This window comes from Chromobacterium sp. ASV23, from assembly GCF_016428945.1.
Lineage (GTDB): Bacteria > Pseudomonadota > Gammaproteobacteria > Burkholderiales > Chromobacteriaceae > Chromobacterium > Chromobacterium sinusclupearum.
The window spans coordinates 1-20,854 of record NZ_JAELTR010000065.1 but is presented as its reverse complement, the minus strand read 5'-3'; the positions used below and the strand labels follow the sequence as shown (position 1 = coordinate 20,854).

Below are 20,854 nucleotides of genomic sequence, written 5' to 3'. Positions count from 1 at the left end.
GGTCTGGGCCAAGGAGGGCGCGCAAGTGCCGTCGGCCCTGCTGTTCCGCGCCGGCGGCGCCAACAGCGTGCGCGGCTACGATTACCAGAGTCTCGGCCTGCCCGGCCCCAACGGCTCGGTGCTGGGCGGCCGCGTGGTGGCCACCGGCAGCATCGAATACCAGATTCCGATCAAGCCGGACTGGTACTTTGCGCTGTTCACCGACGCCGGCAACGCGGCAGATAGCTGGAAAGGCTTCCAGACCATGCACGCCAACGGCGTGGGCGTGCGCTGGATGAGCCCGGTGGCGCCCTTGTCTTTCGATATCGCCAAGGCGGAGAGCGACGGCAAGATCCGTTGGAATCTCAGCCTCGGCCTGGCTTTCTAGATACCCCATGAGCGAGAACCAGAACCCCCATTCCGAGCCGGCGTCGACGCCGGCTCCGCCAGGCAAGCCGCGGCGCTGGCGCTACGTCCTCGGCGCGCTGGGCGTGCTGTTCGCCCTGCTGCTGGCGGCGCTGGGCTGGATCAGCGCCAGCCCGGCCGGCTTCGCCTGGGCCTTGCAGCAGGCGGGCAAGCTCAGCGGCGGCCAGTTCCGCGTGGCGTCTACCCAAGGCGCGTTGTGGCAAGGCTTTGAGCTGAAAGACCTGCGCTGGCGCAGCGCGGGCGACGACATCGATATCGAATCGCTGCGGCTGGATTGGCAGCCGGCGGCGCTGTCGCGCGGTGAAATCAAGATAGACCGCCTGGCCTTGGGCCATGTGCGCGTCAACAGCAAACCGGCGGCGGAGAAAGCGCCGACGCCGCTGGAAGCGCCGCATTCCTTGAAGCTGCCGATCAAAATAACGGTGGGCGAGTTGTCATTGGCCAGCCTGACGCTGGAGCCGGCCCATCTCAGCCTGTACCGGCTGCGCGCCGGCTACGACTACGACGGCGCGCGCCACCGCCTGCAACTGCGCCAGCTGGAGACGCCGTGGGGCGAGGCGCGCGCCGGCCTGACGCTGGCGGCGGCCTCGCCGTTTGCCTTGTCCGGCGAGCTGCGCGCCAGCGGCAAGCTGGAGCAGACGGCGGTGAAGGCGCGGCTGGACCTGTCCGGCAACCTGATCAAGCCGGCTTTCGCCGGCGAACTGGACGGCTCCGGCATCAGCGTCGATCTGGCGGGCGCGCTGCAGCCGTTCGATCCCAATCCGTTCAACCGCCTGGTGCGGCTGGACGCCCGCGTCGGCAACATCAATCCGCAGGCCATCCTGGCCAGCTGGCCCAAGGCGCGGCTCAGCTTCGCCGTGTTCGCCGAGCCGGACGCCGGCCAGCGCATCAAAGGCGGGCTGACCCTGGTCAACGCCGAGCCGGGCCCGCTGTCGTCCCACAAGCTGCCGTTGTCCTTGCTGGCCGGCGAATTCCGCGCCGACGAGCAGGCGCTGGAGCTGTACAACAGCCATGCCTCCTTGGCTGGCGGGCAGTTGGGCCTGTCCGGCGAACTGAAGCCGGACCACGTCAAGCTGGCCTTCGATCTGGACAAGCTGGCGCTGCGCCAGCTGCATGCCGACGCGCCGGACGATGCAATCAGCGGCCGCGTCACTATCGAGGGCGCGCCGTCCGCGCCGCGCTTCGCCGCCGCCTTGAAGGGCAAGCTGCTGCAGGCGAATGCGCTGGCCGAGATCAGCGGCGGCAAGCAGTCGACGCTGCTGTTGAAGAAGCTGGAGCTGGGCGCCAATGGCGGCGTCGCCAGCCTCAACGGCAAGCTGGGCCTGTCAGGCCGCCAGCTGTTCGAGCTGAACGGCAAATTGGAGCGGGCCGACCCCGCGCGGCTGCTGCCCAGCCTGCCCAAGGGCGATTTGAACGCCACGCTGAAAATGGCCGGCCAGCTGGCCGAGCCGATGGAAGTCGGCGCCAAGCTGCAGTTCGCGCCCAGCAAGCTGTCCGGCGCGCCGCTGTCCGGCAGCGCCAATGTCTTGTTTGGCCAGGAGCGGCTGAAACAGCTGCTGCTGGACCTGAAGCTGGCCGACAACCGCCTGCAGGCCAACGGCAGCTACGGCGCGCCCGGCGACAAGCTGAAGCTGGCGATCAATGCGCCCAATCTGTCCTTGCTGGGGCCGGGGTTCGCCGGCACCGTGCAGGGGCAGGGCGAGCTGGCCGGCGTCCCCAAGGCGCCGGTGCTGGACGCCAAGCTGCAGGCCGACAGGCTGCGGCTGCCCGGCGGCGTGACGCTGCAGACGATGCGCTTCGCCGGCAACATCAAGGCCGACCAGGCCAGTCCGTTCCAGCTGAGCCTGGACGTGGCGGCGCTGCAGGCCGGCGATTTGCATGCCGAACAGCTGCACGCCCGCGCCGGCGGCACCCGCGCCCGCCACAGCCTGCAACTGGATGGCCGCTTCCGGCTGGACGAGCTGGCTTATGGCGTGCAGCTGGCCGCCGCCGGGGGCCTGGGCCACGACAACGGCTGGCAGGGCAGCGTGCAGAAACTGGAGCTGAGCGGCAAGCCCGGCCTCAGCCTGCAGGCGCCGGCCGCCCTGGCCATCGCCGCGGATGGCCAGCTCAAGCTGGGCACCGCGCGCCTGGCCGCGCTCGGCGGCAGCCTGAGCATAAGCGATTTCAGCCGTCAGGCCAGCGGCGCGCTGTCCAGCCACGGCAGCGCGCGCGGCATCCGCCTGGCCGAGCTGGGGCCGCTGCTGAAGCTGCCGGTAGAGCAGAACCTGCAGTTCGATGCCGACTGGGGGCTGAACCCGTCCGGCGTCGGCCAGCTGGCGCTGTGGCGCAGCGGCGGCGACGTGCAGCTGCCGCTGGACAAGAACCGCCATGCCGCGCTGGGCCTGAAGACCGCGCGGCTGGATGTCAGCCTGGATGGCCGCATGCTGGCCTTCAACGTCAACCTGGACAGCCGCTTCGCCCAGGCGCAGGGCCAGGGCAGCCTGCCGTGGAACGGCGGCCGCATCGACGGCCATACGCCGCTGTCCGGCAATGTCCGCGCCAGCCTGCCGGCCTTGTCCGCGCTGGCGGAGCTGGCGGGTCCGGGCCTGGTGCTGGGCGGCAAGCTGTCGGCCGATCTGGCGCTGAGCGGCCCGCTGGGCGAGCCGCAGGCGCAGGGGGCGATCCGCGGCGAGCAATTGAAGTTGGAAGACCATCGCACCGGCATCGCGCTGAGCGATGGCAGCCTGCAGGCCCGGATAGACGGCCGCCGGCTGAGCATGCAGCAGCTGCGTTTCGTCAGCGGCAAGGGCGATGTCACGGCCAGCGGTTCGCTGGACTTCAGCGACGCCCAGCCCGATGCCCGCGTCAAAGTGGTGCTGCAGCGCTTCAGCGTGTTCGACAAGCCGAACCGCCGGCTGGTGGTGTCCGGCCAGAGCGAGTTGGCCTTCGTCGGCGGCAAGCTGTCGCTGACCGGACGCATCCGCTCCGATCAGGGCCGCGTCGGTCTGCCCAAGCTCGGCGCGCCGGATCTGGGCGCCGATGTGGTGGTGATCGGCCGCGCGCCGCCGGAGCCGTCCGCCTTCGCCAACATGCCGTTGACGGTGGCGCTGGACCTGGACCTGGGCGAGCGCTTCCGCTTCTCCGGCCAGGGCCTGGATGTCGAGCTGTCCGGCCTGGTGCATGTCAGCGCCAATCCGGGCGAGGCGCCGGCGGCCAAGGGCCAGGTCAAGGTGGACAAGGGCCGTTACAAGGCCTACGGTCAGGATCTGGACATTACTTTTGGCGCGATCACCTTCAACGGTCCCTTGGATAATCCGCTGCTGAACGTGCAGGCCAAGCGCCGCTTGTCGCCGGTCGGCGCCGGGGTGGAAGTCAGCGGCTCGGTGTCCGCGCCCAAAGTCCGGCTGATTGCCGATGAGCCGATGACCGACAAGGACAAGCTGGCCTGGCTGGTGCTCGGCCGTGCCGCCAGCGGCGACCGCGACAACAACGACCTGGCCGCCTCGGCCGGCATGATGCTGGCCGGCTCGATCAACGACCACATCGGCCTGTTCGACGATCTGGGCGTGTCCAGCCGTCAGGAAAAGACGCTGGCCAACGGCACGGTCAGCCCGGCCGAGCAGGTGGTGACGGTGGGCCGCCAACTGACGCGCGAGCTGTACCTCGGCTACGAGTACGGCATCAGCAGCGCCGACCAGGCGGTGAAGCTGGCTTACCAGCTGTCCAAGAGCTGGTCGGTGATTCTGCGCGCCGGCACCGCGCTGTCCACGGAGTCGCGCTACACCGTGCGGTTTGACTGAGGATAATCTTTTATCTGACTGTCATCGACAAGTGTTAGAATCAGAAACGATTTTGGTTCGCTTCCTGCTTAGCGCTTGTTCAAGATCTTGTGGGCTTTGAATCCGTTGAGCGGATGATGGTTTGGATTGCCGGGGCTGCCCGGCGAGCAGGGAGGGGATATTTGCTTGGCCAAATATCCCCTCCACCCCTAAAAGCCACCCTGCAAGCCTGGCCTGCGGCTTCCCGCCGGTTCCCGTCAGGCCCGAGGCGCGGCTGAACTCGCGATTTGCTAACGTCAAATCGCTCGAACAGGCAGCCGCTTAAGACCTCGGGCCTGCCACCCGACGGCAGGCTTGAAGGGACGGGGCGCATCGTAAACGTGTAGGTTTCCCGTAGGCCAAGTCCAACAGCGAAAGATACTGAACAGGCTCCAAGCGCTTGGCTAAATCAGGCCGCGAGGCGGCCTTTTTTACGGATGGTTTCTGGTGCGACGCATGCATAGGTTTTACGTGGCGGTATCGTGCCTGCTGGCGGTGGCGCTGGCAGGCTGCGCCAATCCCGGCGACAACGGGCCGCGCGCGCGGCTGCTGGACCCGAACAGCCTGGAAGCGGGCGCGGCCATCGCCGCCGCCGCGGACAAGGCCGGCTGGCCGCGCGACGACTGGTGGCGCGCGCTGAACGACGCGCAGCTCGATGATCTGGTTGCCGCCGGGCTGGCCGGCAACCCCAATCTGCAAGCGGCCCAGGCCCGGCTGGCCCAGGCCAAGGCCCTGGCCGGCGTGGCCGAATCCGCCACGCTGCCGCAGGTCAGCGCCGAGCTGTCCTTCACCCGCCAGCGCTATTCCGAACAAGATTTCATTCCCCCGCCGGAAGCCGGCAATTATTCCTGGTACAACCACGCCACGCTGAACGCCGGCTACGACCTCGACCTATGGGGACGCCAGCGCGCCGCGCTGGCCGCCGCGCTGGACCAGGCGGAAGTGTGGGCGGCCGAGGCGCAGTTGGCGCGGCTGAACCTGGCCACGGCCATCGTGCGCGATTACGCCCAGCTGGCGGTGCAATACGAGGTCAAAGACCTGTTGCGCGAGAGCCTGGCGCAGCGCGAGCGTTTTCTGCTGCTGTCGAAGAAGCGCAAGGCGGCAGGTTTGGGCACCGAGGCCGAGGTGGTGTTGAACGAGTCGCGGTTGCCGGCCTTGCGCAACCAGATCGAACAGGTGGACGAGAATATTTCGCTGCTGGGCAAGCAACTGGCGGCGCTGGCCGGCAAAGGGCCGGGGGCCGGGGAGACGCTGCGGCGTCCCGCGCTGCGGCTGGGTCAGCATCCGGTCACGCTGCCGTCGGCGCTGCCGGCGGAACTGATAGGCCGCCGGCCGGACGTGGTGGCGAAGCGCTGGCAGGTGGAGGCGGAGGCGAAGAAGATAGACGCCGCCCGCGCCGCCTTCTACCCGAATATCGACTTGCAGGCTTTCATCGGCTTCCAGTCCATAGGCTTCGACAACTTCCCGTCCACCGCCACCGGGGTGCGCGGCATCGGGCCGGCCATCACCCTGCCCATCTTCGAGGGCGGCCGGCTGCGCAGCCAGCTCGGCGCCCAGGCGGCGGCTTATGACGCGGCAGTGGCGGGCTACAACGCCAGCGTGGTGCATGCCTTGAACGAGGTGGCGGCCAGTGTCGTGCGCTCGCGCTCGCTGGCCGAGCAGCAGAAGCAGGCGGAGCAGGCCCGCGCCAGCGCCGAACGCGCGCTGAAGCTGGCGCAGCAGGGCTTCCGCGCCGGCTTGTCCGAGCAGGACGGCGTGCTGTCGGCGCGGCTGTCGCTGCTGGATGCCCGGCAGCAGCTGGTGCGCATCCACGGCGAGCGGCTGGACAGCTATGCCGCGCTGATGAGCGCGCTGGGCGGCGGCGTGGCCGTTCATCACCCGCAAGGGCAGGGCCGATGAGCGGGGGGCTGGCCGCGGCCGGGCGGCGCATCGCCGACGACTGGCTGTCCAGCGAGGGCGAGAACTGGAGCTTCGTCGCCAAGACCCTGCTGGCCGCCTTCGCCGCGCTGTGGATCGCGTTCCGCCTGGGTTTCGATTCGCCCAGTTCGGCCATGGTGTCGGTATTCATCGTCGCCTTCCCGCGCAGCGGCGCGGTGCTGGAAAAAAGCGTGTACCGGATACTGGGCACGCTGGTCGGCAGCGTGGCGGCATTGGCCCTGGCCGGCCTGTTTGACGGCCAGCCGGTGCTGATGCTGATCAGCCTGGCGCTGTGGGTGGGCGTCTGCACCAGCGGCGCCACCTTGTACCGCGACTCGCGCTCCTACGCCTTCGTCTTGTCCGGCTACACCGCCTGCATCATCGGTTTGCCGGCGCTGAATCATCCGCTGGCCATCTTCAATCTGGCGGTGACGCGGGTGTCGGAAATCTCGCTGGGCATTCTGTGCTGCGCCCTGGTCAACGACTTCATCCTGCCCAAGAGCCAGGCCGAGGTCGTGGTGCGCACGGTGCGCGCCCGCTATCAAGGTTTCGTGCTGCTGTGCCAGCAGGCGCTGGCGCAAAGGTTGGACAAGGCCACGCTGGAGGCGACGCAGCTGCGCTTCGCCGCCGACATCGCGGCGCTGGAGGCCGGCCGCGCCGCCGCGTTCTTCGAGGCCGGCACGGTGCGCGCCCGCAGCAACCAACTGCACGCTTTCAACGCCACCTTCATGGCGGCGCTGACGACTTTCCACACCCTGCACCGGCAGATGCAGCGGCTGCGCGCCGATGCGGCCTCGCCGCTGCCGGCGCTGCTGTATCCGCTGTTCGGCCAGGCCGCCGCCGCGCTGGCGCTGGACGAAGGCCCGGCGCGCACCGCGCAGGAAGCCGGCGAGACGCTGCGCAAGCTGGAGGCGATGCGGCCGGCGCTGGCGCGCGCGCTGGAAGCGGCGCGCGAGGCCTTGCTGGCGATGCCGCACGACGAGATGCGGCGCATCGAGTTTGACACCGCCGGCGAGCTGCTGCTGCGTTTCGTCGACGAAATGCTGACTTTCACCGCCGTCTACCACGGTTTGAGACAGCGCAATCCGTTGCAGGTGGAGGCATTGGCCTATTCGCCGCGCACGCCGTCCGCCATCGCGCTGGCCAGCGGGGGGCGCGCCGCGCTGACCTTGCTGACGCTGTCCCTGGCCTGGTACTGGCTGGCCTGGCCCAGCGCGCTGGGCGCGGTGCTGCTGGCCACTATTTTTTGCGGGCTCGCCTCGTCGTCGCCGCGGCCGACGCTGATGGTGAAGCAGATCATGATCGGCTTTGCCGTCGGCACGCCGCTGGCCTATGTCTGCGCCTTCATGCTGCTGAACCAGGCGGAAGGCTTCCCGCAACTGGTGCTGGCGATGGCGCCGTTCCTGGCCTTGGGGTGCTATCTGAAGTGCCTGCCCAAGACCGCGGGCATCGGCAGCGGCATCGTGCTGCTGATGGCGCAGGCCGTCAATCCGGAAAACATGATGCGCTACGACGTGGCCGGCTTCTTCAACGACGGCATCGCCCGCCTGCTGGGGCTGGCGCTGGCGGCGCTGTTCTTCGTGCTGGTGCTGCCGGAACATACCATGGGTTCGCGCCGCCACATCGCCGCCGTGCTGTGGCGCGAGGCCCGCGCCACCTGCCGCGCCGCTTTGCCGCACCTGAAGCAGCGCTTCGGCAACCGCGTGCGCGATCTGATGAACCAATTGAATGCCGCGCCGGGGCCGCGCGACGATCCGGTGCGCCAGGCCACCGTCAGCCAGGCGATTACGTTGCTGGAGCTGGGGCTGGCCATCGTCGACCTGCGCGAGTTGGCGGCGGACGCGCATGCGTCGGCGCAGCGCGCGCTGCTGGACGCGGTGGCCGCGTTGGACCGCTACTTCGCCGCGCCCGACGAAACCGCGCTGCGCGCGGCGCTGGCCGCTCTGCGCGCCGGCGGCCCGGTGATCCGCGAGCGGCTGGCCGTGGCCTTGCCGGATGAGGCGGCGCGGCTCAAGCGCATGCTGGCCACGCTGCACCTGATTCACACCTCGCTGCTGGACGCCCTGCCGCAGCCGGATACCGGAGACAACCATGCCGCGTGAAATCGCCGTGTACGGCATTCTGCTGCCCACCCTGCTGCCGCTGTTCGTGCTCAGCCTGCTGTTGCAGGCCGGCGTGGACTGGCTGCTGGGCAAATTGGGCGTTTACGAGCATGTCTGGCACCCGGCGCTGTTCCGCTGGTGCCTGCTGGCCGTGATTTTCGGCAGCCTCGCGCTGCCGCTCTACCATTGAAACCGATTCTTGGACTTACGCCATGCGCGCCCATTTCCTCCTCCGCTACCTGATCACGTTTGCCCTGCTCATTGTCGCCGTCTGGATAGGCAAGGCCCTTTGGGACCATTACATGCTGTCGCCGTGGACGCGGGACGGCCGGATCAAGGCCGATGTGGTCTCCGTCGCCGCCGATGTGTCCGGCTTGGTGACGGAGGTGGCCGTCAAGGACAACCAGCCGGTGCGCAAGGGCGACGTGCTGTTCGTGATCGACCCCAGCCGCTACCGCGCCGCGCTGGCCCAGGCCGATGCCGCGCTGGCCGGACACAAGGCGGACAAGCAGCGCCGCGGCAAGGAAGCGGCCCGCCGCGCCAGCCTCGATAGCGCCATCGTCTCCACCGAGAGCCGCGAGAGCGCCGATTTCGCCGCCGCGGCCGCCGACGCGCAGTACCAGGCGGCCGTCGCCGCGCGGGATCTGGCGGCGCTGAACCTGCAGCGCACCGTGGTGCGCGCGCCGACCGACGGCTACGTCACCAACCTCAACGTCCATGTCGGCGATTACGCGGCTGCCGGCGCCGCTCGGCTGGCGCTGATCGACAGCCATTCGTTCTATGTGGACGGCTATTTCGAGGAAACCAAGCTCGGCAGCCTGAAAGTGGGCGACCACGCCGAGGTGACGCTGATGAGCGATGGCCGCAAGCTCAGCGGCCGCATCGCCAGCATCGCCCGCGGCATCACCGACCGCGACGCGGTCACCGGGCGCGAGCTCTTGGCCGACGTCAATCCCACCTTCAACTGGGTGCGGCTGGCGCAGCGCGTGCCGGTGCGCATCGAGCTGCAGGCGCTGCCGAAAGATCTGGCGCTGATCGCCGGCCAGACCTGCACGGTGGTCATCGCCGGCCGTTGATCCTGCTTCTGCCAAACCGCCGGCAGGCGGTTTTCTTTTAGCAGTATTGCTATATAAATATAGCTATGTAAAAATAGCTATATGAGCAAAACCATTTCCACCGAAGAAGCGACCCGCCTGCGCCAGCAGTTGATGACCATGGCGCGGCGGCTGCGCCGCCAGGGCAGCCAGGATGTGCTGCCGTTCGGCTTGTTGACCGTATTGGGCGCGATAGACCGCGCCGGCGGCGACATCACGCCGTCCGAATTGGCCCGCAACGAAAATATGCGCTCGTCCAACCTGGCCGGCGCGCTGCGAGAGCTGGAGGCGGCGGCGCTGATCGTGCGCCGCCCGGATCCGCAAGACGGCCGCCGCGTCCGCGTCGGCTTGTCCGATGCCGGCCGGGCCGCGCTGGCGAGCAATCGCCATTTGCGCGATGGCTGGCTGCAACATGCCTTGGACAGCCTGGCCGCAGACGAGCGCGCCGTGCTGCTGCGCGCCGGCGAACTGCTGGAGCGGCTGGCCGCCATCGATTGAATCCTCTCCCTCCCCACAAGGAAACGCCATGAAAACCGCGCTGCTGACACTGGACTACATCAACGACATCATCCATCCGCAGGGCCGCATCGCCCGCTGCGCCGTCCACGCTGAGGAGCGCGGCGTGATTGCCGTGGCCAATCGCGCCAGCGCGTTGGCGCGCGCGCGCGGCTGGCCGGTGATTCACGTCAAGGTCGGGTTTTCGCCGTCCTATGTCGAAATGCCGCAGGGTTCGCCGATGTTCAGCCGCGCCGGCGAGTTCCAGGCGCTCAATCTGGACGGCGAGGGCACGGCCTTCCATGCCGATCTGGACGTGCAGCCCGGCGACGCCATCGTGGTCAAGCACCGCATCAGCCCGTTCTACGCCACCTCGCTGGAAGCGGTGCTGCGCGCCCAGCGCGTCGAGCGACTGGTGATCGCCGGCGTCAGCAGCACCTGGGCGGTGCAGGCGGCGGCGCGCGACGCGCACGACCGCGATTACAAGGTGCTGGTGCTGGAGCCGGCCTGCGCCGCGGCCAGCGAGGAGGAGCACCAACTGTCGATGCGCCAGCTGGCCACCATCGCCGACATCGTCACGCTGGATCAGCTGGCCGCGCTGTGATGGCTGCCCTGCGCCGGTTGTGGACGACGCACTGCGACGGCTATCTGGCGGTGCGCGTGCTGGCCCTGATCGGGCCGGCGCTGCTGCTGGCTTTGGCCGGCGGCGGCGAGCGGGCGCTGCAGGGCGGCATGTTGGCGGTGTGTTGCTTGATCGCGATGGAGCGCGGCCGGCTGGGCTGGAAAATGGGTATGGTTCAGGCCGCGCTGGCGCTGGCCGGCTGCTTGCTGTTGAGCCGGCTGTGGGCTTGGCCGCTGGTTTTCGCGCTGGCTTGCGCCGCGGCTGCGGAACTGGCGGGCCGGCTGGGCGCGCGCCAGGCACGCTGGCGTTCCGTCGCCAATTTCACTTTCATTCCCGCGCTGTATCTCGGCTGCGAGGCGGCGCAGGCCGGCGCGCCGGGCCTGACTGAGCTGTGGTCGGCCTGGCCGTGGCTGGCGAGCGGGGCCATGGCGGCGTGGTTAGTGCGCGGGCTTGCCGGCAGGCGGGACGCGCCGGCAAGCCGGCCTGGTGTCGCGCCGCAAACTGGCGTCGCTTTCGCCTGCGTCGGCCTGCTGGCTTGGTTGGCGGCGCATTTCCAGCTGCCGTGCGGCCAATGGCTGGTATGGTCCGGCGCCAGCGTGTGCGTCGGCGGCTTCGCCGCCATCCGCGACAAATGCTGGCAGCGCTGCAGCGGCGCGGCCATCGGCGTGCCGGCCGGCATGCTGCTGGCGCTGGCCCTGCAGCCGTCTCCCGCGCTGCTGATGTTGCTGGGCGCGGCGGCGATGCTGACCTTGGCGTTGTTCCGCGCTTATCGGCCTGCCTTTGCCGCCCGCAGCGCCTTGGCCGCCGCGCATCTGAGCCTGCTAGGCGGCGCGGCCGTCATCCGCTTACTGGATGTGGGGCTGGCGGCCGGACTGGTGTGCCTGATGCTGGCGGCCGGCTACTGGTTGGCGCAGGCGCGCTAGGGAGTGGGCACCGCTTGTTGGCCCGTCAGCCGCTGCGTCATCGCGTCCTCGGCCAGCGGCGTGCCCAACAAGTAGCCTTGCATCGCTTCGCAACCGAGTTTTTTCAGGAAGCGCTGCTGCGCTTCGCTCTCCACCCCTTCGGCCAGCGTCTGCATGCCCAGCGCGCCGGCCAGGTGGACGATGGCGCTGACGATGGCGGCGTTTTCTTCGTCGTTCGGCAGATCGTTGATGAAGGAGCGGTCTATTTTGACGGTGTCCGGCGCGAAGCGCTTCAGATAGGCCAGGCTGGAGTAGCCGGTGCCGAAATCGTCCACCGATAGCCGCACGCCCATGGCCTTGATCACGGCCAGCTGGCGCGAGGCCAGGTCGGCATCGGCCATCAGCGTGCTTTCCGTCACCTCCAGCTCCAGGCAGTGGCCGGGCAGCTTGTGTTGCTGCAGGGCCTCGCGCACGTCGTCGAGGAAATCGTGGCGCATCAGCTGGTGCGCCGAGACGTTGACGGCGACGCGGATCGGCCCCAATCCGTCTTCCAGCCAGCGGCTGGCCTGGCGGCAGGCTTCGTTCAGCACCCAGCGTCCCAGCGGCACGATCAGGCCTGTATCCTCGGCGACCGGGATGAAGCGGCTGGGCATGATCAGGCCCTGCTCGGGATCGCGCCAGCGCAGCAGCGCCTCGCAACCCAGCAGCCGCTGGCCGGCCATGTCGTATTGCGGCTGGTAGACCAGGTACAGCTGGCCCAGCTCCATCGCCCGCCGCAGGCGGTTTTCCATCAGCAGCCGCTCGGCCACCTGGGTGTTCATCTCGCGGGTGTAGAAGCGGAAGGTGTTCCGGCCATGCGCCTTGGCGTGGTACATCGCCAGGTCCGCGTTCATCAGCAGGGTCTGGATGTCGCTGCCGTCGTCCGGCATCAGGCTGATGCCTATGCTGCAGCCGACCACCAGCGAGTGGGCGCCGATCTGGAACGGCTGCTGCATGGTGCGCAGGATGCGCTCGGCGATCAGCGCGGCTTCGCTGGGTTGATTGATGGACGGCAGGATCAGCACGAATTCGTCGCCGCCGGTGCGGCCGACGGTGTCCACGCCGCGCACCGACTCCGCCAGCCGCCGCGCCACCTGTTTCAGCAGCTCGTCGCCGGCGCAGTGGCCCAGCGTGTCGTTGATGTTCTTGAAGTGGTCCAGGTCGACGAACAGCACCGCCAGCTGGTTGTGCTGCAGCTCGGCCTGGCGGATGGCCTGGTGCAGCCTGTCGTTGACCAGGACGCGGTTGGGCAGGTCGGTCAGCGCGTCGTACTCCGCCATGTGCTGCACCCGCGCTTCCTGCTCCTTGCGCTCGGAGATGTCGGAGAACAGGGCGATGAAGTGGCTGACCGCGCCCTGGGCGTCCTGCAGGATGCTGATATTGACCCAGCACGGGAAATGATCGCCGTTCTTGCGCTGGTTCCAGATTTCGCCGGCCCATTGCCCGCGCTGCTGCAGCGTCTGCCACATCTGCTGGAAAAAGGCCGGGTCGTGGCGGTCGGAGAACAGCAGGGCGGGTTTCTGGCCCTGCACCTCGGCCTCGCTGTAGCCGGTGATGGCGCTGAAGGCGCGGTTGACGGTGAGGATGCGGTTGTCCGCGTCGGCGATCAGGATGGCCTCATTGCTGGACTCGAACACCTGGGCGGCCAGCCTGAGCTGGCGCTCGGTCATGCGGCGGATGCTGATGTCGCGCGCGGTGGCGCACAGATAGCGCTCGCCCTCGTACTGCAGCTGATTGACGGTGATTTCCAGATACAGCGCGGCCTCGCCGTCGCCGTGGCGGGTTTCGAAGGTCAGCGGGAAGGAGCCGGGCGGGTGGCGGAACAGCGCGTCCACCAGCTCCGGCCGCCGCCGCAGCGCCAGGTTGCAGTACACCACTTCGCCGCGGTCGCTGCGCAGCGCCACCATGTCGGTGGCGTTGTCGATCATGAAATGGCTCAGCCTGAGTTCGCGCGCCTGTTCCTTCAGCGACAGATGGCTCTGCGCCAGATCATGCTGGTAGCGCCGCACCAGCGCGCTGACCCAGCGCACGAAATACCAGCACAGGAAGCCGGCGCACAGCATGGCCACCAGCGTCATGCCCAGAGTGGCGACGATGCGTTCGGCCAGGCGGCCTTTGAGGCGCTGCGCTGCGCGCAGACTGTCGTCCTGTATCGTCTGCACCCGCATGCTGGTGACCAGGGTCCAGTCCCAGCCCGGCAACTGGCGCGCGTAGGCCAGATAGGTCTCGCCGGATTGGCTGTCGCCGCCGCGGTTGAATTCGATAAAGCCGCCGCGCTTGCCCAGCTGGATCAACTGCAGCGCGCGTTCGCGCTCGGCCTGCGGCAACACCTTGTAATGGCGTCCCACCAGCGAAGGCTGGCTGGGGTAGAGCCGGATCAGGCCGTTATTGTCTATGATCATCAGCTCGCCGCCGCTCTGCCCCAGCCGCATGCGCGCCAGCGTGTCCAGGCCCTGTTGCTGCAACGCCGTCTCGACATTGCTGATGTATTCGCCGCTGCCGATCAGCCAGTTGTAATGCGGAAAGCGCCGGGCATAGGTGATCTTGTCGTCCATGTGGATGCCGCCGGGCAGATACCAGCGGTAGGACGAGAAGCCGCGGCCGGAGGCGTTGCTGACCGATTCGATCAGGCTCTTCATGATGTAGCGGCCGCGGTCGTCGCGGTTTTGCAGCAGGGAGCTGCCCTCGCGCTGCGGCGCGGTGGGCAGCAGCACGCATTGGCCGTCCAGGGTGTCGATGAAGAAATAGCCGCGGCCATCGAAATAGCGCAAGGGGCGCAGCGCCTCGATGATCAGCCGCTGCACTTGCGCCGGGCTTTGCCGCGCATGCTCGCGCCGCCAGATGGCGTCGGCCAGCTTCCAGGCCTGCTCCACCTGCTCCTGCAGCTGATGGCGCATGGTGTCGTTGGTGCGCTCGCGCAGCGCGGACAGCAGCAGCGCGGCATGGTCGGTGTAGCCTTGCAGATTGTCGCGCGCGCGTGCGGCGGCTTCTTGCTCGATGTTTTGTCGCCCGGATTGGAAATCGCGCCAGCTCATCATCAGGAAATAGCTGGTCAGTGTCAGCGCGAGCGCAAACACGATGGCCAAGGTGCCAAACAACTGCAAGCGCGACAGCCTGGCTTGATTCAACTCCATCACCGATCCGGAACTTCGAAAAAGGATGATCAGTATACGGGAATATCCTGTATGTCATGGAAAATTGTCGGGCGGCCGCGGCGATTTTCCGCTAGAATCGCGGCCGGAAGTCAGTCAGACAATCGCCGCGCCCGCAAGGGCGGGGAGGAAAGTCCGGGCTCCGCAGAGCAGGATGCCGGCTAACGGCCGGGCGCCGCGAGGCGACGGAAAGTGGAACAGAGAGCTGAACCGCCGATGGCCGGACTTGTCGACCGCAAGGTCGACAATGTCTTTTTGGAGGGCTAGTCCCGACAAAAACCCGCAAGGGCGGATCAGGCAAGGGTGAAAAGGTGTACCGGGAGGCGCAAGCCGTACCGGACGGGCGGGGCAACCCGCTTGCGGTAAGAGCGCACCGCGGACGTGGTAACACGGACGGCAGGCTAAACCCCATCCGGAGCAAGACCAAATAGGGGGGCGCTAACGTGGCTCGCGTTGTCCCCGGGTAGGTTGCTTGAGCCTGCTGGCAACGGTAGGCCTAGAGGAATGATTGTCCAACGACAGAACCCGGCTTATCGACTGACTTCCACCCCCATTACTCGCGGCTATCGATCTTGCTTAAAAAATAAGCAAAAATTTTTCCCCGCCGCCGCGAATCGCTATACAATACCGACCCTTCCCGCCATTACCCGTATTTGAATTGTCATGCAGATAGGACCGTACCAACTGAAAAACCGGCTGATCGTAGCGCCGATGGCCGGGGTGACGGACAGGCCCTTCCGCATGTTGTGCAAGCGCCTGGGCGCCGGCATGGCCGTTTCGGAGATGATCACCGCCAACAAGGCCTTGTGGACCACGCCGAAGACGCTGCGCCGCGCCAACCATGAGGGCGAAGTGGAGCCCATCGTGGTGCAGATCGCCGGCGGCGAGCCGCAGATGCTGGCCGAGGCGGCCCGACTCAACGTCGAGCACGGCGCGCAGATCATCGACATCAATATGGGCTGCCCGGCGAAGAAAGTATGCAATGTGGCCGCCGGATCGGCGCTGCTGCGCGATCTGGACAATGTCGGGCGGATACTGGAAGCGGTGGTGAAGGCGGTGGACGTGCCGGTGACGCTGAAGACCCGCACCGGCTGGAGCCGGGAGGTGAAGACGGCGCTGCGGGTGGCCAAGATGGCGGAAGAGGCCGGCATCGCCGCGCTGGCGCTGCATGGCCGCACCCGCGAGGACATGTACCGCGGCGACGCCGAGTACGACACGATACGCGAGGTGAAGCGGGCGGTGTCCATCCCGGTGGTGGCCAACGGCGACATCGATTCGCCCGAGAAGGCGCGTCATGTGCTGGACTACACCGGCGCCGACGCGATCATGATAGGCCGCGCGGCGCAGGGCCGGCCGTGGATTTTCCGCGAGATCCAGCATTATCTGGAGACCGGGGAGCCGTTGCCGCCGCCCACGGTGGGCGAGATCCGCGAGCTGATGCTGGGCCACCTGGACGAATTGTATGGCTTTTACGGCGAGTATTCGGGCTGCCGCATCGCCCGCAAGCACATCGCCTGGTATACCAAGGGTCTGGCGGGCGGCAACGCTTTCCGCCAGCAGATGTACCGCTTGGAAAGCACGGACGAACAGCGCCGCGCGGTGGGTGAGTATTTCTCCCGCCTTGGCGACGCCGGGGATCGTCTAAGCTATGTAGTCGAGGATGAGGACAAGTTGGACCGCGACGGCGACGCCGTGGCGGAGGGCGAGGCCTGCGGCGGCTGAATCGGCGCGGACCTTACGGGAACCCTACTCTGGATATCAATAACAAGATGCAAAACAACGATCACATATCCCAGTCGGTGCGGCTGGCGATGGAGCAATATTTTCGCGATCTGGACGGCGAGGCGCCTTCCGCCATTTACGACATGGTGCTGGCCTGTGTCGAAAAGCCGCTGTTGGAGGTGGTGCTGATACACACCCAGGGCAACCAGACGCGAGCGGCGGAGTTGCTGGGCTTGAACCGCAACACCCTCCGCAAAAAGATGAAGTCGTATGATTTGATTTGAAGATAAACCGGCCAAACTGCTTAACAGGATGGCCGGTTTTTTTTGCCCCCTCTCGCGCGGAGAGCCTTGGGGCTGGGGATTCGATGGACAGGCGGCCGTAGCGCGACCGAGGCGCACGTTGGCGGCCTGAGCCGGTTTTTATTGTTTTTATCCATAGCCAAAGCGGTAGAGAAACATGACCAAGATCGAACGAGCGCTGATCAGTGTGTCCGACAAGAGCGGTGTGCTGGAATTTGCCCAGGAACTGCATGCGCTGGGCGTACACATCCTGTCCACCGGCGGCACCGCCAAGCTGCTGCTGGACGCCGGCCTACCGGTGACCGAGGTGTCCGACTATACCGGCTTCCCCGAAATGCTGGACGGCCGCGTCAAGACCCTGCATCCCAAGGTGCATGGCGGCATCCTGGGCCGCCGCGACCTGCCGGAGCACGTCGCCACCATGGCCGAACATGGCATCGGCAATATCGACCTGGTCTGCGTCAATCTCTACCCGTTTGAAGCCACCATCGCCAATCCGGACTGCACGCTGGAAGACGCCATCGAGAACATCGACATCGGCGGCCCGACCATGGTGCGTTCCGCCGCCAAGAACTGGGCGCATGTGGCCATCGTCACCGACAGCGCCGACTACGCCGCGCTGACGGCCGAACTGAAGGCCAACGCCGGCCAGCTGTCCAAGGCCACCCGCTTCGAGCTGGCCAAGAAGGCCTTCACCCACACCGCCGCCTACGACGGCGCCATCTCCAATTACCTGACCAGCCTGGCCGACGGCGTGGTGGCGGGCAAGCCGGAGCGCGTGGCCTTCCCGAATCGTCTGAACGCCCAGTTCATCAAGGTGCAGGACATGCGCTACGGCGAGAACCCGCACCAAGCGGCCGCCTTCTACCGCGACCTGGACCCGGCCGCCGGCAGCATCGCCCATTACCAGCAGCTGCAAGGCAAGGAACTGTCGTACAACAATATCGCCGACGCCGACGCCGCCTGGGAGGCGGTGAAGACCTTCGACGATACCGCCTGCGTCATCGTCAAGCACGCCAACCCGTGCGGCGTGGCCGTCGGCCCCGATACGCTGACTGCGTACAAGCTGGCCTTCGCCACCGACACCACCAGCGCCTTCGGCGGCATCATCGCCTTCAACCGTCCGGTGGACGCCGCTACCGTGGAAGCGGTGACCGGCCAGTTCCTGGAAGTGTTGATCGCGCCGTCCTTCACCGATGAAGCCAAGGCCATCATCGCCGCCAAGAAGAATGTGCGCGTGCTGGAAATCCCGCTGGAGACCGGCGCCAACCGCTTCGAGCTGAAGCGCGTGGGCGGCGGCGTGCTGGTGCAGACGCCGGACATCCGCAACGTGGGCCAGGACGAGCTGCGCGTGGCCAGCAAGCGCCAGCCGACGCCGCAGGAGCTGTCGGACCTGCTGTTCGCCTGGCGCGTCGCCAAGTTCGTCAAGTCCAACGCCATCGTCTTCTGCAAGAACGGCCAGACCGCCGGCATCGGCGCCGGCCAGATGAGCCGGGTGGACTCCACCCGCATCGCCGCGCGCAAGGCGCAGGACGCCGGCTTGAGCCTGGCCGGCGCGGTGGCGGCGTCGGATGCCTTCTTCCCGTTCCGCGACGGCATCGACGTCATCGCCGAACAGGGCATCAAGGCCATCATCCAGCCGGGCGGCTCGATGCGCGACGAAGAAGTCTTCGCCGCCGCCGACGAGCATGGCATCGCGCTGGTGTTGACCGGCGTGCGCCATTTCCGCCACTGATAATTGGCTTTCGGCGAATGCCGCCGTCTTCCGCATGCGGAAACGGCGGCCATCCAACCGACTTGGCGCTATGCTATGCAGGTATTCGCCAAGTGAAGGCGGCGATGGCCGGCGCGTGCCGGCCGCGCCTTCTTGTATAAGGACTGAAATCCCATGAAAGTTCTCGTGATCGGCTCCGGCGGACGCGAACACGCGCTGGCCTGGCGCATCGCCAAATCCAAGCGCGTCTCCAAAGTGTTTGTCGCGCCGGGCAATGCCGGCACCGCGCTGGACCCGAATCTGACCAATGTGCCGGCCAACAGCGTGGCCGAATGGCTGGCCCTGGCCAAGCAAGAAAAGGTCGATCTGACCATCGTTGGCCCGGAAGCGCCGCTGGCCGCCGGCGTGGTGGACGTTTTCCGCGGCGAAGGGCTGAAGGTGTTCGGCCCCACTCAGTACTGCGCGCAGCTGGAAAGTTCCAAGGACTTCGCCAAGGCCTTCATGCAGCGCCATGGCATCCCCACCGCCGCCTACCAGACCTTCCGCAGCGCCACCGAGGCGCACGCCTATGTGAATGAGCGCGGCGCGCCCATCGTGATCAAGGCCGATGGCCTGGCCGCCGGCAAGGGCGTGGTGGTGGCGATGACGATGGAAGAGGCGCACGCCGCCATCGACGACATGCTGCTCTCCAACAAGATGGGCGAGGCCGGCAGCCGCGTGGTGATCGAAGACTTCCTGCAGGGCGAGGAAGCCAGCTTCATCGTGATGGTGGACGGCGAGCATGTGCTGCCGATGGCCACCAGCCAGGACCACAAGCGCTTGCTGGACCACGACCAGGGGCCGAACACCGGCGGCATGGGCGCCTACAGCCCGGCGCCGGTGGTGACGCCGGAAGTGCACAATCGCGTGATGCGCGAAATCATCCAGCCGGTCGTGCAGGGCATGAAGAAGGACGGCCATTCGTACACGGGCTTCCTCTACGCCGGCCTGATGATAGACGAGCAGGGCCACCCCAAGGTGATCGAGTTCAACTGCCGCTTCGGCGACCCGGAAACCCAACCCATCATGGCCAGGCTGAAGACCGACTTCACCGTGCTGCTGGAAGCCGGCGTCAACGGCAAGCTCGACAAGGTGGAAGCGGAATGGGACCGCCGCGTGGCGCTGGGCGTGGTGCTGGCCGCCGCCGGCTACCCGGACGCGCCGCGCAAGGGCGACGCCATCCATGGCATCCCGGCCGCCAGCGACGACGGCATGGTGTTCCACGCCGGCACGGTGCTGGACGAACAGCGCCAACTGCGCAGCAGCGGCGGCCGCGTGCTATGCGCCGTTGGCCTGGGCGACAGCGTCAAGATGGCGCAAAGCCGCGCCTACCAGCTGGCCGACGCCATTGAGTTCGCCGGCAAGCAATTCCGCCGCGACATCGGCGCGCGGGCGATTGGGCGCAAACACTGATCGGTTTTTCTTGCTCGGTAAATACAAAACAGCACCTGCGGGTGCTGTTTTGTATTTGGAAATCGCCCTTGGATGTTAGAGAACTTCAACAGAATGATGTTTTTTTAGTGATGAATGTGAATGATCTGTAAGTTCAGGATGGGATGTCTGATTTGAGGCTGTCCAAATTAGTCCTGCATATGCATCACGAGAAGGCAACGGCTTGTAGAAACTTCCATTAAGTTGAGTGTTGTAGATCAAATAGTTTAGAAAGTTCACATATAGACCAGGATCTGGTTTTTGCAGCTCCGCCTGTTGCCAGAATTGTTCCAAGGTGCCTTGAAATGTTAAACCTGGGACATTATAGAATGCATTGCCACAGGTTTTGGTCGGTGTTCCGTGATGGAGTGCGGACAAGCCTACAGTACTATTGACTACGACTACACCTCTAGCACTTTCAAGTAAAGATGGTAGATGCTGGTCGTGAATGTAGCGGATGCGATTTCTCATACCGGTCTGATGCGAGAGTTTTGAAATCAATTGTGTATAGTCACGATAGCCTCTATCCATAGGATGATGTTTAAAGACTAAAATGGTGTCTTTTGGAGCAGAGTGAGAAAATGATTTTATAGTTTCAGTAATAAATTCCTCTATACTTTCAATTCCACCGTGAATGAGGATCTGTGCATCATTGTAAACTTGAAGTGGAACTAGGAAAAAACGCTTATGCCATTTTTCTATTAGTTCTGATTGTTGCTTGCGCTCTTTCCAGTGGTACCATTGTTTTCTCCAAGCTGAGCGTACCCATGGCAAACCTTCCAGCAGACTGAGGCGGCGGTGGTGATGATATTTAGGAAACCAAGGCTTACCTAAGGCACCAAACCAAAAATAAAGGAATCCGCACCAGACCATCGGCCAGTAGGTTTTTCCCAACGGTACGCTAGGAACTGGCTTTAGCTTCCAGTTTCGGTAAGTATCAGGTCTGTCTCTTATACACATCTCCGAGCCCACGAGACTCCGCCAATTATCGCGTATGCCGTCTTCTGCTTGAAAATGGGGGGGGGGGGGGGGGGGGGGGGGGGGGGGGGGGGGGGGGGGGGGGGGGGGGGGGGGGGGGGGGGGGGGGGGGGGGGGGGGGGGGGGGGGGGGGGGGGGGG

Annotated in this window: 15 protein-coding genes and 1 other RNA gene; 14 read left to right on the top strand and 2 right to left on the bottom strand. The window is 66.2% G+C overall.

The window, feature by feature from the left end; translation table 11 throughout:
- From JHD59_RS19075 to JHD59_RS19035, 9 genes are all read left to right on the top strand, one after another.
- A partial coding sequence (locus JHD59_RS19075) for a BamA/TamA family outer membrane protein (protein WP_199155402.1) occupies window positions 1-367 on the top strand: 367 nt, incomplete at its 5' end.
- Between the two features lie 7 nt (window positions 368-374).
- Entirely contained in the window at window positions 375-4,187 is a 3,813-nt protein-coding gene (locus tag JHD59_RS19070; protein WP_199155401.1) for a translocation/assembly module TamB domain-containing protein, read from the top strand.
- A gap of 474 nt (window positions 4,188-4,661) precedes the next feature.
- Window positions 4,662-6,104 (top strand): efflux transporter outer membrane subunit, encoded by a 1,443-nt coding sequence (locus JHD59_RS19065; protein ID WP_199155400.1) that lies wholly within the window; start codon window positions 4,662-4,664, stop codon window positions 6,102-6,104.
- Window positions 6,101-8,224 (top strand): FUSC family protein, encoded by a 2,124-nt coding sequence (locus JHD59_RS19060; protein ID WP_199155399.1) that lies wholly within the window; start codon window positions 6,101-6,103, stop codon window positions 8,222-8,224. Before JHD59_RS19065 ends, JHD59_RS19060 begins: the two co-directional genes overlap by 4 nt.
- Window positions 8,214-8,414: a DUF1656 domain-containing protein gene (locus tag JHD59_RS19055; RefSeq protein WP_199155398.1), complete on the top strand. Its 201-nt coding sequence runs from the start codon at window positions 8,214-8,216 to the stop codon at window positions 8,412-8,414. Before JHD59_RS19060 ends, JHD59_RS19055 begins: the two co-directional genes overlap by 11 nt.
- Before the next feature lie 22 nt (window positions 8,415-8,436).
- On the top strand, window positions 8,437-9,300 hold the full coding sequence (locus JHD59_RS19050) for an efflux RND transporter periplasmic adaptor subunit (protein ID WP_199155397.1): 864 nt from the start codon (window positions 8,437-8,439) through the stop codon (window positions 9,298-9,300).
- A gap of 81 nt (window positions 9,301-9,381) precedes the next feature.
- Entirely contained in the window at window positions 9,382-9,816 is a 435-nt protein-coding gene (locus tag JHD59_RS19045) for a MarR family winged helix-turn-helix transcriptional regulator (protein ID WP_199155396.1), read from the top strand.
- Between the two features lie 28 nt (window positions 9,817-9,844).
- Window positions 9,845-10,417 carry an isochorismatase family cysteine hydrolase gene (locus tag JHD59_RS19040; protein ID WP_199155395.1) on the top strand — a complete coding sequence of 191 codons (573 nt, stop codon included), beginning with the start codon at window positions 9,845-9,847 and terminating at the stop codon, window positions 10,415-10,417.
- A complete protein-coding gene (locus tag JHD59_RS19035; RefSeq protein WP_199155394.1) occupies window positions 10,417-11,358 on the top strand; it encodes an FUSC family protein in 942 nt (313 codons plus the stop codon). The genes JHD59_RS19040 and JHD59_RS19035 overlap by 1 nt, the downstream gene beginning before the upstream one ends.
- Here the strand turns inward: JHD59_RS19035 and JHD59_RS19030 are convergent.
- Complete coding sequence (locus JHD59_RS19030) at window positions 11,355-14,510, bottom strand: EAL domain-containing protein (protein ID WP_103321378.1); 3,156 nt, start codon at window positions 14,508-14,510, stop codon at window positions 11,355-11,357. The genes JHD59_RS19035 and JHD59_RS19030 overlap by 4 nt on opposite strands.
- Window positions 14,511-14,616: 106 nt before the next feature.
- Here JHD59_RS19030 and rnpB point away from each other — a divergent pair.
- The 5 genes from rnpB (at window position 14,617) to purD (ending at window position 19,718) form a co-directional block, all read left to right on the top strand.
- An RNA gene (gene rnpB / locus JHD59_RS19025) (RNase P RNA component class A) lies at window positions 14,617-15,077 on the top strand.
- Between the two features lie 114 nt (window positions 15,078-15,191).
- On the top strand, window positions 15,192-16,250 hold the full coding sequence (gene dusB, locus JHD59_RS19020) for a tRNA dihydrouridine synthase DusB (RefSeq protein WP_199155393.1): 1,059 nt from the start codon (window positions 15,192-15,194) through the stop codon (window positions 16,248-16,250).
- A gap of 47 nt (window positions 16,251-16,297) precedes the next feature.
- Window positions 16,298-16,534 (top strand): helix-turn-helix domain-containing protein, encoded by a 237-nt coding sequence (locus JHD59_RS19015; protein ID WP_011134100.1) that lies wholly within the window; start codon window positions 16,298-16,300, stop codon window positions 16,532-16,534.
- Between the two features lie 175 nt (window positions 16,535-16,709).
- The gene (gene purH / locus JHD59_RS19010) at window positions 16,710-18,287 is read left to right on the top strand and encodes a bifunctional phosphoribosylaminoimidazolecarboxamide formyltransferase/IMP cyclohydrolase (RefSeq protein WP_199155392.1); all 1,578 of its coding nucleotides are present in this window, start codon (window positions 16,710-16,712) and stop codon (window positions 18,285-18,287) included.
- A gap of 153 nt (window positions 18,288-18,440) precedes the next feature.
- Window positions 18,441-19,718 (top strand): phosphoribosylamine--glycine ligase, encoded by a 1,278-nt coding sequence (gene purD / locus JHD59_RS19005; protein WP_103321375.1) that lies wholly within the window; start codon window positions 18,441-18,443, stop codon window positions 19,716-19,718.
- Between the two features lie 75 nt (window positions 19,719-19,793).
- Here purD and JHD59_RS19000 read toward each other — a convergent pair whose 3' ends face one another.
- Window positions 19,794-20,630 (bottom strand): capsular biosynthesis protein, encoded by an 837-nt coding sequence (locus JHD59_RS19000; RefSeq protein ID WP_199155391.1) that lies wholly within the window; start codon window positions 20,628-20,630, stop codon window positions 19,794-19,796.
- Window positions 20,631-20,854 lie beyond the last annotated feature (224 nt).

Bases quoted from the DNA above. Each gene is read 5' to 3' on its own strand.
- purH (WP_199155392.1), top strand. From the start codon at position 16,710: ATGACCAAGATCGAACGAGCGCTGATCAGTGTGTCCGACAAGAGCGGT.
- JHD59_RS19070 (WP_199155401.1), top strand. From the start codon at position 375: ATGAGCGAGAACCAGAACCCCCATTCCGAGCCGGCGTCGACGCCGGCT.
- JHD59_RS19035 (WP_199155394.1), top strand. From the start codon at position 10,417: ATGGCTGCCCTGCGCCGGTTGTGGACGACGCACTGCGACGGCTATCTG.
- JHD59_RS19045 (WP_199155396.1), top strand. From the start codon at position 9,382: ATGAGCAAAACCATTTCCACCGAAGAAGCGACCCGCCTGCGCCAGCAG.
- dusB (WP_199155393.1), top strand. From the start codon at position 15,192: ATGCAGATAGGACCGTACCAACTGAAAAACCGGCTGATCGTAGCGCCG.
- purD (WP_103321375.1), top strand. From the start codon at position 18,441: ATGAAAGTTCTCGTGATCGGCTCCGGCGGACGCGAACACGCGCTGGCC.
- JHD59_RS19060 (WP_199155399.1), top strand. From the start codon at position 6,101: ATGAGCGGGGGGCTGGCCGCGGCCGGGCGGCGCATCGCCGACGACTGG.
- JHD59_RS19055 (WP_199155398.1), top strand. From the start codon at position 8,214: ATGCCGCGTGAAATCGCCGTGTACGGCATTCTGCTGCCCACCCTGCTG.
- JHD59_RS19050 (WP_199155397.1), top strand. From the start codon at position 8,437: ATGCGCGCCCATTTCCTCCTCCGCTACCTGATCACGTTTGCCCTGCTC.
- JHD59_RS19065 (WP_199155400.1), top strand. From the start codon at position 4,662: ATGCATAGGTTTTACGTGGCGGTATCGTGCCTGCTGGCGGTGGCGCTG.
- JHD59_RS19015 (WP_011134100.1), top strand. From the start codon at position 16,298: ATGCAAAACAACGATCACATATCCCAGTCGGTGCGGCTGGCGATGGAG.
- JHD59_RS19030 (WP_103321378.1), bottom strand. From the start codon at position 14,510: ATGGAGTTGAATCAAGCCAGGCTGTCGCGCTTGCAGTTGTTTGGCACC.
- JHD59_RS19040 (WP_199155395.1), top strand. From the start codon at position 9,845: ATGAAAACCGCGCTGCTGACACTGGACTACATCAACGACATCATCCAT.